Origin of the sequence: Marinobacter sp. EN3 (assembly GCF_000475315.1) — a bacterium.
Taxonomy (GTDB): Bacteria; Pseudomonadota; Gammaproteobacteria; order Pseudomonadales; family Oleiphilaceae; genus Marinobacter; species Marinobacter nauticus.
Genome location: NZ_AXCC01000096.1, coordinates 144497 through 157855, shown reverse-complemented (window position 1 = coordinate 157855; position 13359 = coordinate 144497). Strand labels below are relative to the sequence as shown.

The following is a 13359-nucleotide window of genomic DNA, read 5'->3' as shown; positions in this document are numbered from 1 at the left end:
CGCTTGCGGGTGCCGTAAGGAGCGGTTTTTGGAAGGCCTACCCCCGCCATGGTGCAAGCTCCAGCCTGGAAGGCTACCGTTGCGTCCGGCTCAGGTGTCAGCCGACCAGGTGAATTCCTGCCAGTACCGAGACAACGACAACAGCCCATCCTTGCGCCGCCATTCTCCAGCCCCAGGGGGCATGCTTCATTTCCATGAAGTGATCTACCAGCAGGACTGCTTTCACAATCACCAGTCCAAAAACCAGCCAAATGAGAACCGACATATCCGCGCCAGCCTGCATAGCCACAACAGGAGCCATGGTGCAGATCATCAAGGCCACATAAACCGCTAACATATCAGCCTCCTCAGGCCAGGACATAGAGCATCGGGAACAGCACCAGCCACACCAGGTCGACCATGTGCCAGTAGGAGGCGCCGGATTCCATGCCGTTCATGTCGTCGCCGTTGTAGTCGCCTTTTTTCACCTTTACCGCCAGCACGACGAGGATGATCTGGCCCAGCACCACGTGCATGAAGTGGAAGAACGTCAGGAAGAAATAAAACATGAAAAAAGTGTCGGTGCCCAGGTTGTAGCCGTTGGCGTAGAGGTCCGCGTATTCGTAGAGCTTGCCGAAGGTGTAAACAGACGACGCCGCGATAGCGGCCCAGAGCAGGGCGGTTGTGCCGGGTTTTCGGTTGCGCAGGCGATGAACGGACAGGGCGACCAGGTAGCTGGCGGTGATCAGGCCAACGGTGTTGATCAGTCCGGTCCAGGGGTGCAGGGCGTCCTTGCCGGCGGAGAAGGTGGCCGGGTCCATGCTTCGGGCCACGCCGTAGCCGATGAACAGGATGCCGAACACGGCCAGTTCCGCGAAGATGAAAAACCATACCGCGATATCACCGGGCAGATGCCGCCTGTGGGCGGCGTGAGCATCAGCCATTGCGTTCTCCGTTAACGGGTCAGGTTCATGTATAGCTTGGGTAGTTGACCGGGCAGCTGGGTCGGGTCTTTGATCACCACGAAGTTACTGCTGCCGAACACGTAGGGCAGGTATTCGTTGGCTTCTTCGTCGATGGTTACGCAGAACGGTGTCAGCCCGGCCTTGTGGGCCTCCTGTACGGCCATGCGGGTGTCTTCCACGCCATAGCGGCCTTCGTACAGGTCCAGGTCGTTGGGTTTGCCGTCGGTGAGCAGCAGCAGGATTTTCTGGTGCTCTGGCCGGGTCTGTAGCAGTTTTATGGACTGACGGATGGCGGCGCCCATACGGGTGTAGTAGCCCGGTTCCAGGGCCTGGATACGGCCTCTTGTGGTGTCGTTGTAAGGCTCGTCGAAACTCTTGATGTGGTGGAAGCGAATGTGGTCCCGCCGTCTGGAGGAGAAGGCAAACAGGGCAAACGGATCACGGCTGGCGGTGAGAGCTTCGCTCAGCAGTTGCAGGCCATCCCGGGCAATGTCGATCACCCGCTGGTGGTTATTGATGTAGGTATCGGTCGACAGCGAAATATCCGTAAGCACCAGGCAGGCGAGGTCCCGCTGGTTCTGCTTGCACTGGCGGAACAGCTTCTGATCCACTTCGCCAATGCCGCGTTTGTGCTGCACCATGCGTTCCAGGCATGCGTCCAGGTCCAGCTCTTCCCCTTCCAGCTGCCGGCGTTCCCACTGGCGCAGAGGTTTCAGCGCGCTGAACTGGCGGCGCAGGGTCCGGGCGGAGCGATTCAGGTGCGCTGGCAGCGGCGAGGGCGTGGCTTCTTTGCTGAGCAGTGGCTGCAGGCAGCAGAATTTTGCCCGGTAATCCTGGCGGCGCCAGTCCCATTCCGGCAGATGAATGCCCGGTCCCAGGTGCAGGTCGTCGTTTTCTTCCGAGGGCAGGTCCAGGTCGAACTTAATGGCGGAAGAGGCTTCGCGACGGTCCTGGGAGACGGAAATCATGTCCATGTCGTCGGCCACGGCGTCGGCGTCTTCTTCTTCGCTGTCATCGCCGGCGCGGTCGATGGGAATGAATTCAGACCAGGAAAACAGGCTTTCCAGCCGGAACAGCATCAGCCCCTGGTCTTTGTCGAAGGCATCCACCCGCTCGGCGCGGCGGCGTTTCCGTTTTTTGGCTAGGCCACCGGATTTCGACATGGTGTTGTCGTCGCCAATGATCTGGCCTTTGAGCTTGCCGCGGCCCAGCACCGGGTAGAGCCAGAGTACCACCGGCCAGGGGTCGGTGAGGGCTTCTGGCAGGTCGTCTACGCTGCCCGGGTGAATAAGAGCCTGGCGAATGGCGGACTCGCGCCTGGCTTCGTTGCCACGCAGGCTGTCTGGTTCAGGGCGCCATTGCAGCGTGTGTTTTACCAGCCGCTGATACATGGGCTCCAGGCCCGGCCAGCGGCTCAGCAGTTCCTGCACCATGGCCTGATTGCCCTGCAGCCAGCTGTGGTGGTGAATTTCGCCGAGCGACGCGAGGGCGGCCAGCCACAGGTACAGTTCCCGGTTCACCTTGCGGGACGGGAACAGGGCCAGTTTGTCTGGTAGGCGCAGGCTTTCTTCATCGCGCCAGGCCAGTTCGAATTTGCGGTGGGTGCCGGCCAGTTTCTGCAGGAACCGGCGGCGAATCTGGAAATGCCGGGGGTCAGCGGTGACCAGGCTCAGGGCCGGGTCTCCGCCCATGGCCCGGAACATGACGCCCAGCGTTCGTGCTTCGTCTTTCAGGTGCACGGCGTACTCGGGGAACTCGCCCATGGCCTGGCGGGTTACGTAGTCGTGCCATTTCAGTCCGACCCACTCTTCCATCTCGTGTCCTCGTCGTTCAGGCCCGTGAATGTCGCGGGGTGGATTCCACCTGGCGCACGGGAATCAGTACGGTCTGTTTGCCAGGTTCGCCGGGCTCCCAGGTCAGCAGGGAGCCTTCGGGGTTGTCTTTCTGTACTTCCCGGCAGGCGCTCACGCACTGCAGGCACTGGGTACAGCTGAATTTCGCCCGCTTATGGCTGCGGGTGGGCAGTCGCATGGGGCAGGCCTCGTCGCAGGCCTTGGTGCAATCCCGGCAGGCGGCAGCGCGCTTGGTGTCGAAAGTCACTACCCGGCCCTTGCCGTTGGTCATCCAGGCAATGCTTTGTACCAGTCCCACTGCGCAGCCGTATTTGCAGAAGAGGTGCCGGGCAAACAGGAAATCAAAGGTGAACATCGCGGTGGCTACCGCCAGGAAAATGCCCGGGTACAGGCCAATCTGGCCGGTCACCAGGTCGGTATACAGGGGCATGGGTGGCAGCAGGTATGAAAGTAGTGCCAGGGCCCAGGAAAAACCAATGAGCGCGCACGCCAGGGTCAGGCCGGCCCAGTGAATGGCCTTGCCGGTGCTGCCTTTTTTCAGGGCTTCCCAGAGGGTTGGGCGGCCGGTTATGCGGGTCATCAGGTCGTTGATGGCTTCCACCACGGAGAAATGCGGGCACAGCCAGCCGCAATACAGGCGGCCCCACCTGAAGGCAATCCACAGAACCAGAGGCACCAGCACCAGAATGGGCAATACAAACCAGAACAGGATCTGGCCAGCCACCTCGGCCGGGGTGCTCTGGGCGACCCAGTCCAGATTCAGGTTAAACGACAGGGGAAAGCCCAGCAGTATGAAGCGGGTTTCGGTCAGGTCGTAACGGAAAATATTGAGTACAGGCGCAAGCAAAAACAGCAGGAAGAAGGCGCTGCGGGTAATCAGGCGCTTCTGCTGGAGGGTGTCTTTCGGGTTGACGGTTTGCGCATGCACAGAGGTTGTCCAGGGTTTCGGGAATGTGCCGGGGCCCGAAGGCCCCGGCGATCAGGCTTTATCAGGCGTCTGCCGTGGCAGGGCCACGGACTTCCTCAGCCGGGCTGGCTTCGCCCTTGATGAAGAAGCTACCGAAGTACACCACCAGACCGGCCATGAAGAAGGCACCGGCGACAAATCGCATCCAGTAGAACAGGGCGATCTGATCCTGGCCTGCCATGAAGGACAGCGCTTCACCGCTTTCCGGAATGCGCTGCAGCCAAACCTGCAGTACGCCGGCACCGGTCAGGAACAGGGTGATGAACACCATGGAGATGGTCATCAGCCAGAAGCCCCACATTTCCACAACCTGCGCCGTGTTGCTGTTGCCGTAAGGACGGCCACGCATGATCGGCACTGCGTAGGAAATGATGGTCAGCACGATCATCACGTAGGCGCCGTAGAACGCCATGTGGCCGTGGGCCGCTGTAATCTGGCTACCGTGGGTGTAGTAGTTCACTGGGGCCAGGGTATGCAGGAAGCCCCACACGCCAGCACCCAGGAACGCCATCACGGTGGTACCCATGGCCCACAGCATGGCTGCTTTGTTCGGGTGGTTACGGCGGCGACGGTTGATCATGTTGAAGGCGAAGACCACCATCATGAAGAACGGCAGCGGTTCCAGTGCAGAGAACACAGAACCCAGCCACAGCCAGTACTCAGGCGGCCCGATCCAGAAGAAGTGGTGGCCGGTACCGATGATGCCGGTAATCAGCGCCATGGCGATGATCACGTACAGCCACTTCTCGATTACTTCGCGGTCTACACCGGTGAGCTTGATCAGAACATAGGCCAGAATGGCACCCATGATCAGTTCCCACACGCCTTCTACCCACAGGTGGACCACAAACCACCAGAAGTACTTGTCGGTGGCCAGGTTGCCGGGGTTGTAGAAGGAGAACAGCCACAATACGGCCAGGCCTACCAGGCCGGTGATCAGTACGATGTTGACCACGGTCTTGCGGCCTTTCAGGGCAGTCATGGAGATGTTGTACAGGAACGCCACCACAACCACAGCGATACCGATCTTGGTGATCGTCGGTTGCTCAAGGAACTCCCGGCCCATGGTGGGCAGCAACTTGTTCATGGTGACTTCTGCCAAGGTCGCGTAGTCCACAAACAGGTAGCCCAGGATGGTCAGCGTGCCGGCTACAGCGAACACCCAGAACAGAATCCACGCCAGCAGAGGGCTGTGCAATTCAGTTTGAGCTTCCTCCGGAACCATGTAGTAGGTTGCGCCCATAAAACCGAATAGCAGCCAGACAATCAGCAGGTTGGTATGAACCATCCGCGCAACGTTGAAGGGAATTTCCGGAAACAGGAAATCGCCCACAACGTATTGGAGACCCAGAATCAGGCCGAACACAATCTGGCCGGCAAACAGAATCAGGGCAAAGATGAAGTAGGGCATGGCGACCCTTTGAGATTCGTATTTCATGTCTGCTCCCTTACCCTTCGATGTTGGGTGGCCAACCGTTGTCGTCGATCTTGGATGTCCACTCCAGGAAGGCGGCCAGGTCTTCGATCTCGGAATCGCTCAGATTGAAGTTAGGCATCTGGCGCCGGCCCGGAATATTCGTGGGCATGGCGTTCATCCAGGCTTTCATGTAGGACTTGAAGACCTCGGTATCACCGCCGCCACGGCGGTCAAACACGTTGGCCAGTTCGGGGGCGAAGTAAGCGCCTTCGCCCATGATGGTATGACAACCGACACAGTTGTTCTCTTCCCACAGATGTTTGCCGCGCACCACCTGTTCGGTGAGCTCGTCGCGGTTATCCCGCTCGGGCATAGCACGTAGCTGAGTGTCAAAAGTCAGGGCCAGGAACAACAGGACGAAGAAGGCACTTCCCCCCAGATATATGTTCCTGGCCATGCTTTTGGTAAAGCGCTCGGCCATTGGTCTCTCTCCTTGGTTGTTTCAAATACCTGACTGCCCCACTAGGATATAAAGATGCATCCCTAATGCTATTGATGATTATCAAAGATGATTCCGGGTTTCTCTATTGCGCTGGGGAGTTACCTCTTGATGGGTAGGTGGTAGACTGCCCCGCTGGTTGTATTTTCACGGTTTTACGCCCGGAGAAATCATGTCTGCCGCCCTGGCCCTGCTGCTTAAACTTCTTCCGCTTTATGTCACCGTTGCACTGGGTTGGATTGCGGGGCGGTTCCTGGAAGCCAGTGGCCGACATATAGCCGGCATCATGCTCTACATCGTCACACCGTCAGTGGTGTTTTCCGGCGTAATGGCGGCGCCGCTGAGCCCTGAGGTGATCCTGCTCCCCTTCCTTGTTTTCGGAACGTCATCGGTACTGGGGCTGGTTCAGTTGAAGCTGGCCAAAAAGGCGCTGTCCGATGGCAGTGCGAACATAATTCCCCTGTGCGTAGGCTCGGGTAACACCGGTTACTTCGGGGTGCCAGTCGCATTGCTTTTGTTCGGGGAAGAGGGGCTGGGGCTTTATATTGTCTGTATGCTGGGTACGACGCTTTTTGAGAATTCCGTTGGCTTCTATCTTGCCGCAAGGGGCCGGTACAGCATCAAGGATGCACTGTGGCGGGTGCTTAAGCTGCCTTCGGTGTATGCCTTTCTGGCAGCGGTGGTCCTGAATCTGGCCGGGATAGGCATTCCGGATATTTTCGTGCCGCTGTTTGATAACCTGCGAGGTGCCTACAGCATTCTAGGTATGATGATTATCGGCATGGGCATTACAAGCTTCCGGGGGTTGGCCGGCAACCCTCGGTTCACGGCGCTGGCATTTTTCGGCAAGTTTGTGATCTGGCCATTGGTGGCTATTGTGTTCTGGTGGGTGGATTCAGCGCTTCTGGGAATCTACGAGCCGGCGGTGCATCAGGCCATTTTCCTGATTTCCATCACACCGATTGCCGCCAATACCGTGGTGATTGCGACTTTGCTGGAGGCCTCACCCAGGCAGGCAGCGGGTACTACGTTGCTCAGTACCTTGTTTGCCCTCGGTTTTATTCCAGTGATGATTGCTTTGGCGTTCGGCGCCGGATAAAGCCGGCTCCGGCAATCAGCAGTCCGGAAGCGAAACCCAGTGCATGGGCCTCCCAGATTACCGGCCCTCCAATCAGGGCCGTGGTCTCGGAACGGTCCAGTCCAAAGCCTTCCAATACAAGTTTCACGGACAGTGCTGAAAGCAGGGTGATGGAAAACCAGCGATCCGTTTTCAGCCCTGTCATCGCCAGAATTGCGGCCAGGCCGTGGATACAGCCGGAGAATCCTCGATAGCTGGCCAGGTCTGGCCGGAGCGACAATAGCCCCAGGGAGATCGCTGCGGCCATCAGCAGTGTGATCCAGAGTAACCTGTCGGCAGGCAAGAAGCGTGGGAACAGAAGAGCGAGAATGAGCACGCCTGCCAGATTCAACAGGAGATGGTTCACGTTCAGGTGAACCAGGTGACCTGTAAACAAGCGCCACCACTGGCCGGATGTGATTGTGTCCGGTTGCCACTGCAACAATTGCGGTGGAAGAAAAAATGAAAATACAAGCACCATGCATAACAAGAGTGCCGACCTGTTAACTACTCGAACCCTCATGCGGGACATGTCTCTCATAAATGCAGATTGTTACTGGTTCAGGCTGGTCTCGCCCTGCCAAGCCTATTAGTTTGCGCGAATTCCAATTGCCTTAACAGAAAAGGATTCGCCCGTGAGACGTTTGCTGTACCTTTTCCCGATACTGGTTCATGTCTGGCTGTTGTTGTTCTCAATTCATGCCAGCGCTTCGGAGTCACTGGATTTGTGGATAGATGGCCAGGACTACGAAGTTGAGCTGCAAGCCAACAATCGGCTGGTCTCAGCCCTGGGGGCGCACCAGGCACTCGCCTCGGGCCGCCACTTCCAGGGTAAGGTGGCGGTCGACCCGGACAGCTGGGTAAGGGTGTCTCGCCTGCAGAATGGCTGGGAAGGTATGGCCTACCTGTTTGGGCGTATGCATGTGATTGGTGGCCGGCAGGACAGTCAGCAGTTGGTCACGAAGAGCTTTGGGTTTGATGTCGCTCCCAGCTGCGGTGTTGACCATGTGCACAGCAGTGCCGTTATTGCTCCTGATCGTGTTCTTACGCCAATGATGGCGCAGGCGGTGTCTGCGACCTACGACAGCCTCTGCGACAGCCGGGTAGAAGGAGCCTGCCTGCTGCTGGAGCTGGAGGTGGTTTTCGATCTCGAATTCCAGCAACGTTTCCCCGATGATTTCCAGGACCGGGCCGTCAGTATTCTGAATCTGGTGGAAGGGTTCTATTTCGAGCAGTTCGGTATCGGCCTGGACACCCTGAGTCTTACTTTCCTGAAGACGAATACCTTCACTACATCCACTTCAGCGAACGATCTTTTGGATAACGTGCAGACGCAGGTGGCCGGCGGCAATCTTCCGTTTCAGCAGAATCGGCGCGCCTTGTTGCATCTGGTGAGCGGAAGGGATTTTGATGGAAGCACGGCCGGGCTGGCCTGGGTGGGCACTCTGTGTGATGGCAACGGTTACGGTACCGGCGTCACCAATGCGTTTGACTCCAACGTGCTGACCGCCGTCGTCGTTGCCCATGAGCTCGGTCATAATTTCGGTGCCAATCATGATGAGCAACAGAACAGCTGTTCGACCGGATTCATCATGAGCCCCTGGGCAAACCCGGATGCGACCCGGTTTTCGTCGTGTTCCGAAACCAACCTGATCAATACCATTAACCAGCAACCGGCGCTGGAACAGTGTTTCAATTTTCCGGCCGATACCATGCTCACGGCGGTAACCACAAATCCTGAGAGGATACCGGGACAAAGCCAGTTCCAGGCCTTTTTCGATATTGGCTATCAGAGCGCTTCCGAAAATGCAGACCGGCTGGAAGTGACGGGCGAACTGTCGGGCAAAGATACCCGGCTGGAGATGGTCACCGTTGACAGTGTGCCTTGCGAGATCTCATCCCGGTCCTATAGCTGTTCCGATCTTATCCCCGATGCTCAGGGACACCAGCTCGCGATTCAGGCATATTCAGGCACCGAAGCCAATCTGACCCTGAATCAACGGGTCTCCCTGATCAGCTTGAGTGGTGAAGTACTGGATTTGCAGCCGGCCAACAATACGCTGGAAAGCCGTTTTGAGGTGGCGCCCACCGCGGTTGCGGCACCTGGTGACCTGGTGGTGACACCGGAGGCCCGGAGCGCGTTTCTGCAATGGCAACCAAGCGAGACCACAGATGCTGGCTATGTTGTGCAACGAATGGCCCCTGGCGAGACCGCCTATTCCGACCTGTCTGTGACCTTGTCTGCGGGCACGAATCAGTACCGCGATGCGTCTTTGATCGCGACTGGTGAGTATGCGTATCGCGTGGTGGCCGTGCTGGAGGGCGTGCGTTCATTGCCCGGCAATTCAGCGAGCATAAGCTGGAACAACGCCCCTATTGCTCCCGAGGAGCTGACCACTGTGGCCGAGGCGGGCCGTGTGCTGCTGTCCTGGACCGAGAATGTTGGTCCTCAGACCGGATATCGGATTGAACGCCGCCGCACAGGAACTGAATATACCCCGTGGCAGTTGCTGGCAACGGCTCCTTTCGGTACCGAGAGCTATGTCGATGAGACACCGGTGGCGGGATATACCTACGAATACCGACTGGTTGCTATCAACGGTGGCCAGTTTGCCAGCAGTGAGACGGTTCCGGCAATCATGCCGGAGCTCGAGGAAGCCTCGACCGACGAAGACCAGGGTGGCGGTTCATCCGGTGGCGGTGGCAGCCTGGGCGCGGGGTGGTTGCTGGTTGCTCTGACGGCCGTGATCGTCAGAAGGAGGCGGTGGTGGAACGTCAGATAACCTGCATAGGCCTGGTGCTGGTGTCATTGCTGGCGGCGGGTTGTGCCGGCGCCGGCAAAGACAATACCCCGGTGCTGGATTTTCAACAGGCTCAGGCCGTTTGGCAAGCCCATGGTATCGACAGTTACGAGGTTACGGTGTGGCAAACCTGTTTCTGCCCGCCCGACCTGCTCCAGCCCATGCGAGTTACTGTGCGCGAGGGAACGGTGATCGATGTTGAAGGTTTGGAACAGCCGATCAACCATCCGGATATTCTGGACCCCAGGCGCCTGACCATTGATGGTTTGTTGGGTGTTATTGATAAAGCCCGGCACAGTGCAGAAACCCTGGTCGCTGAGTACGATCAACGCTATGGGTTCCCGGTACGGCTGGAAGTGGACGGTAGCCCATTCATCGCAGACGATGAATTCTCCTACCGTCTATCGGATTTCCAGCCTTTCTGAGGGACTCAGGTCTCGCTGACCTGCAATTGTGCGTCACGCTTCGCGTCGTTGATATCGGCGCGGGCATGGCGAACCACGCTAACTCCGGCGGTGACGGCCAGCGTACCCATGATGGCTGCGACGATCAGATCTGGCCAGGCACTGCCGGTGCCGAACACGCCCAGTGCGGCGGCCATAACGGCCATATTGCCGATAGCGTCGTTGCGGCTGCAAAGCCAGACCGAGCGCATGTCTGAGTCACCGTCCCGGAACCGGAACAGCATCACGGCAACAAAGACATTGGCGGCAAGCGCCAGCAGCCCCACCATGCCCATGGTCAGTGGCTCGGGCGTGATGCCGCTTTGCAGTACCCAGACGGCCCGGCCCCAGACCACCAGTCCGAACACGGCCATGGTCAGACCTTTTACCATCGCCGCCCGCCCGCGCCAGAGCATCCCCATTCCCAGAACGCTCAGAGAAAGCAGATAGTTGGCGCTGTCGCCAAAGAAATCGATGGCATCGGCCATCAGGGAAACGGACCCGGATTGCAGGCTGGCGAAGCCTTCCACCAGAAACATCACCAGATTCACCCACAGCGCCAGCCAAAGCGCTTTTCGGAACCCCGGAGCGGGAGTTTTGGGTTCAGGTGCAGAACAGGAACACGCCATAGAGACCTCCAATGTTTAAGTGTCTCCATTAAAAACCCTGTAGTTGCTACAGGGTCAACACCTACTAATCATGATGGCCTGATCCATGAGTGCCTGGTACATGGTTATCCGATGCGGTGGGTTCCGGGAGGGTGGCCAATTCGTCGCTGAGCCCGCCCAGAATCCCACATTCCCGGATGGTCCGCGGGTCTGAACAGGCGTTCTGTAGGTTGACCAGCATCTGTTCCAGGCTTTTCAGTTCGTTGAGCCTGGCCCGCACATGTGACAGGTGTCGAGCCAGCAGAGCATTGACGTCTGAGCAATCGGCAGTGGGTTTTTCAGCCAGCCGGATGAGTTCACGAATCTCGTCCTGAGCCATGTCCAGATTGCGGCACCGCCGGATGAACAGCAGGCGGTCGAGGTGCTCCTGGCGATAGTAGCGGTATCCGTTTTCGGCGCGCTCTGGTTTGGCCATCAGCCCTATTTTTTCATAATAACGGATGGTTTCCACCGGGACACCGGCCTGCCGGGACAGTTCTCCGATTTTCATGGTGTATTCCCTTTAATGCCTGACATCGGTCAAATCTCAGCCCGAAGACGAAACAGTCACTATGGTACAGTGGCGCAGTGGTTTCATGGAATGAGGAGACGACTGTGCTGGAGCGGCTGCAACACCGGCTGGGCTTGCAGACAATACCTGGAGTGTTCTTTACCTCGGCCGGAATAGCCGCGCTCTTCGTGGTGCTGGCAATTCCCTTTGACCAGGCTGTGGCAAGCAGCTTCGGGCAGTTGACCGGTTGGGTGGCTCGTAACCTGGGCTGGTTTTACATCCTGGCGGTGTCTTCGCTCCTGATCTTTCTTCTTGGCCTGGCGGTCAGTCGCTATGGCAGTATTCGCCTTGGAGCAGATGACAGTCGGCCGGACTATTCGAATCTCACCTGGTTTACCATGCTGTTTGCTGCCGGCATTGGCACTATCCTCATGTTCTGGGGTGTGGCAGAGCCGGTGTCCCACTTTGCCAATCCGCCATTCGATGGTGTGAAGGGCGGCACGGAACAGGCCGCTACCGATGCCATGACCATCGCCCTCTATCACTTCGGCCTTCACACCTGGACCATCTTTGCCATGCCGGGGCTGGCCATTGGTTATTTTGCCTATCGCCACAACCTGCCCATGCGCATCAGCAGCCTGTTCTACCCGATTCTCGGTGAACGCATCTTTGGCCCATGGGGCTGGGCGGTGGACGTTATCGCGGTGTTGGGCACGCTGTTCGGGGTGGCGACGTCGCTCGGGCTGGGCACGTTGCAGCTGAACAGTGGACTGAATTACCTGTTCGGTGTTCCTTCCGCGGGCTGGGTTCAGGTTCTGCTGATTACGGTTATTGCCAGCATTGCAGCGACCTCGGTAGCGCTAGGTCTGGACAAAGGGGTGCGGCGGCTGTCCCAGGTGAATATTCTGCTGGCGATTGTGTTGCTGCTGTTTGTATTTGCTCTGGGCCCTACCGTGTTTATTGCCGAAGGTATGGTTCAGAGCGTGGGTGATTATTTTGATGCCTTGCCCTGGCTGGCGTTCTGGACAGAAACCTTTCGCGAGTCGGACTGGCAACGCAACTGGACGTTGTTCTACTGGGCCTGGACGATTTCCTGGGCGCCCTATGTGGGTATTTTCATTGCCCGGATTTCCCGAGGGCGAACCATTCGGGAGTTCGTAGCCGGCGTACTGTTTGCGCCAACCGCGTTTACGCTGGTGTGGTTCGGCATCTTTGGTCTCTCTGCCATCAACGTTGAGATGAATGGCCTGGTGGCACTGGCGGATCAGGTGCAGAGGGATCCGTCGGTGGCCATCTTTGCATTTCTTGATGTTTTTCCGCTGGCGGAGGCGGCTTCTGCTCTGAGTGTGGTCATTATTGTCATTTTCTTTACCACGTCATCGGACTCCGCCTCCCTGGTGATTGATATGCTGACACGCAGGGACGACCAGCCTTCGCTGATTCGCCAACGGATTTTCTGGGCGGCGGCCCAAGGGGTAATTGCGGCCACTCTGTTGCTTGCCGGCGGGCTGGATGCTCTGCAGAACGTGATCACTTCACTTGGTTTACCGTTCTGTATTCTGCTGGTTTTTATGGCGGTGTCCCTCTATCGCGCCCTGCACGCCGATTATCGCGGCTACAGTGTGGATGAGCTGGTGCGAGGCCGCGCCTTCCCGGAAGTGGAAGCCGATTCCGAACCCAAACAGGAGAAAGACTATGTACCGGAAGCTGCTGATCGCGATTGATCCGAAAGACGACGGGGAGGGCAAGCGTGCACTGGAAGTGGCCCTGGATCTTCTGGAGGAGGGTGGCGAGTTGCACCTGGCCAGTGTCTTCAACCCTGGTGGCAGCGGTTTCTTTCCCCATGTAACCGAAGAAGCTCCGGAAGATAAAGAAGACGAGGTGCGGCACCACCTGGACTTGCTGGCCCGGAAATACCTGCCCCTGAACCGGGATGCGATTCTGCACGTGGTGGCCGGCTCGGCCGGTGAGAAACTGGTGGCACTGGCCGGACAGCTGTGTGCAGACCTGATGATTCTGGTCTCCCGGGGCGGTGGCAGCCACTGGCCGTTGCGCAAGGCAACGGTGGAGTATGTCTCGGTCAATGCCCCTTCTCCGGTGCTGGTACTTCCCAGTATGGAGAAAAACGAGAGCGACGGACCTGTAGAGAGCGAGTAAGGT

14 protein-coding genes are annotated in these 13359 nt (G+C 58.1%); 5 read left to right on the top strand and 9 right to left on the bottom strand.

Going from position 1 to position 13359, the window contains the following annotated elements:
• Positions 1–97: 97 nt before the first annotated feature.
• The 6 genes from Q675_RS37275 to Q675_RS37250 form a co-directional block, all read right to left on the bottom strand.
• Entirely contained in the window at positions 98–337 is a 240-nt protein-coding gene (locus Q675_RS37275) for a cytochrome C oxidase subunit IV family protein (protein WP_022990828.1), read from the bottom strand.
• 10 nt (positions 338–347) lie between these two features.
• Positions 348–923, bottom strand: a complete 576-nt coding sequence (locus Q675_RS37270) for a cytochrome c oxidase subunit 3 (RefSeq protein ID WP_022990829.1) — start codon at positions 921–923, stop codon at positions 348–350.
• 11 nt (positions 924–934) lie between these two features.
• Positions 935–2758 (bottom strand): nitric oxide reductase activation protein NorD, encoded by a 1824-nt coding sequence (locus tag Q675_RS37265; RefSeq protein WP_023012280.1) that lies wholly within the window; start codon positions 2756–2758, stop codon positions 935–937.
• Positions 2759–2774: 16 nt separating this feature from the next.
• Complete coding sequence (locus Q675_RS37260; RefSeq protein ID WP_023012279.1) at positions 2775–3725, bottom strand: 4Fe-4S binding protein; 951 nt, start codon at positions 3723–3725, stop codon at positions 2775–2777.
• A gap of 61 nt (positions 3726–3786) precedes the next feature.
• On the bottom strand, positions 3787–5202 hold the full coding sequence (locus Q675_RS37255; protein WP_023012278.1) for a cbb3-type cytochrome c oxidase subunit I: 1416 nt from the start codon (positions 5200–5202) through the stop codon (positions 3787–3789).
• Between the two features lie 10 nt (positions 5203–5212).
• The gene (locus tag Q675_RS37250; RefSeq protein WP_023012277.1) at positions 5213–5662 is read right to left on the bottom strand and encodes a c-type cytochrome; all 450 of its coding nucleotides are present in this window, start codon (positions 5660–5662) and stop codon (positions 5213–5215) included.
• 190 nt (positions 5663–5852) lie between these two features.
• Here Q675_RS37250 and Q675_RS37245 point away from each other — a divergent pair, with 190 nt between their 5' ends.
• Complete coding sequence (locus Q675_RS37245) at positions 5853–6779, top strand: AEC family transporter (RefSeq protein ID WP_011786555.1); 927 nt, start codon at positions 5853–5855, stop codon at positions 6777–6779.
• Here the strand turns inward: Q675_RS37245 and rrtA are convergent.
• Complete coding sequence (gene rrtA, locus Q675_RS0119505) at positions 6739–7278, bottom strand: rhombosortase (protein ID WP_161629040.1); 540 nt, start codon at positions 7276–7278, stop codon at positions 6739–6741. The genes Q675_RS37245 and rrtA overlap by 41 nt on opposite strands.
• A gap of 154 nt (positions 7279–7432) precedes the next feature.
• On the opposite strand from rrtA, the gene Q675_RS37240 reads away from it, so the two are divergent.
• Both Q675_RS37240 and Q675_RS37235 read left to right on the top strand, forming a co-directional pair.
• Entirely contained in the window at positions 7433–9580 is a 2148-nt protein-coding gene (locus Q675_RS37240; RefSeq protein WP_023012275.1) for a M12 family metallo-peptidase, read from the top strand.
• Complete coding sequence (locus tag Q675_RS37235) at positions 9565–10023, top strand: DUF6174 domain-containing protein (RefSeq protein ID WP_023012274.1); 459 nt, start codon at positions 9565–9567, stop codon at positions 10021–10023. The genes Q675_RS37240 and Q675_RS37235 overlap by 16 nt, the downstream gene beginning before the upstream one ends.
• 5 nt (positions 10024–10028) lie before the next feature.
• On the opposite strand, the gene Q675_RS37230 is transcribed toward Q675_RS37235, so the two are convergent.
• Together Q675_RS37230 and cadR are read right to left on the bottom strand one after the other, a co-directional pair.
• Positions 10029–10670, bottom strand: a complete 642-nt coding sequence (locus Q675_RS37230) for a cation transporter (RefSeq protein WP_011786551.1) — start codon at positions 10668–10670, stop codon at positions 10029–10031.
• Positions 10671–10734: 64 nt separating this feature from the next.
• Positions 10735–11199 carry a Cd(II)/Pb(II)-responsive transcriptional regulator gene (gene cadR, locus Q675_RS37225; RefSeq protein WP_023012273.1) on the bottom strand — a complete coding sequence of 155 codons (465 nt, stop codon included), beginning with the start codon at positions 11197–11199 and terminating at the stop codon, positions 10735–10737.
• A 104-nt stretch (positions 11200–11303) separates the two neighbouring features.
• Here cadR and Q675_RS37220 point away from each other — a divergent pair, with 104 nt between their 5' ends.
• Entirely contained in the window at positions 11304–12923 is a 1620-nt protein-coding gene (locus tag Q675_RS37220; protein WP_023012272.1) for a BCCT family transporter, read from the top strand.
• A complete protein-coding gene (locus Q675_RS37215) occupies positions 12895–13356 on the top strand; it encodes a universal stress protein (protein ID WP_023012271.1) in 462 nt (153 codons plus the stop codon). The genes Q675_RS37220 and Q675_RS37215 overlap by 29 nt, the downstream gene beginning before the upstream one ends.
• The last annotated feature ends 3 nt before the right edge of the window (positions 13357–13359 follow it).

What these genes read in the sequence shown, in the direction of transcription:
- Q675_RS37275 (WP_022990828.1), bottom strand. Translation starts at nt 337, where the DNA reads ATGTTAGCGGTTTATGTGGCCTTGATGATCTGCACCATGGCTCCTGTT.
- Q675_RS37270 (WP_022990829.1), bottom strand. Translation starts at nt 923, where the DNA reads ATGGCTGATGCTCACGCCGCCCACAGGCGGCATCTGCCCGGTGATATC.
- Q675_RS37265 (WP_023012280.1), bottom strand. Translation starts at nt 2,758, where the DNA reads ATGGAAGAGTGGGTCGGACTGAAATGGCACGACTACGTAACCCGCCAG.
- Q675_RS37255 (WP_023012278.1), bottom strand. Translation starts at nt 5,202, where the DNA reads ATGAAATACGAATCTCAAAGGGTCGCCATGCCCTACTTCATCTTTGCC.
- Q675_RS37250 (WP_023012277.1), bottom strand. Translation starts at nt 5,662, where the DNA reads ATGGCCGAGCGCTTTACCAAAAGCATGGCCAGGAACATATATCTGGGG.
- Q675_RS37245 (WP_011786555.1), top strand. Translation starts at nt 5,853, where the DNA reads ATGTCTGCCGCCCTGGCCCTGCTGCTTAAACTTCTTCCGCTTTATGTC.
- rrtA (WP_161629040.1), bottom strand. Translation starts at nt 7,278, where the DNA reads ATGGTGCTTGTATTTTCATTTTTTCTTCCACCGCAATTGTTGCAGTGG.
- Q675_RS37230 (WP_011786551.1), bottom strand. Translation starts at nt 10,670, where the DNA reads ATGGCGTGTTCCTGTTCTGCACCTGAACCCAAAACTCCCGCTCCGGGG.
- cadR (WP_023012273.1), bottom strand. Translation starts at nt 11,199, where the DNA reads ATGAAAATCGGAGAACTGTCCCGGCAGGCCGGTGTCCCGGTGGAAACC.
- Q675_RS37215 (WP_023012271.1), top strand. Translation starts at nt 12,895, where the DNA reads ATGTACCGGAAGCTGCTGATCGCGATTGATCCGAAAGACGACGGGGAG.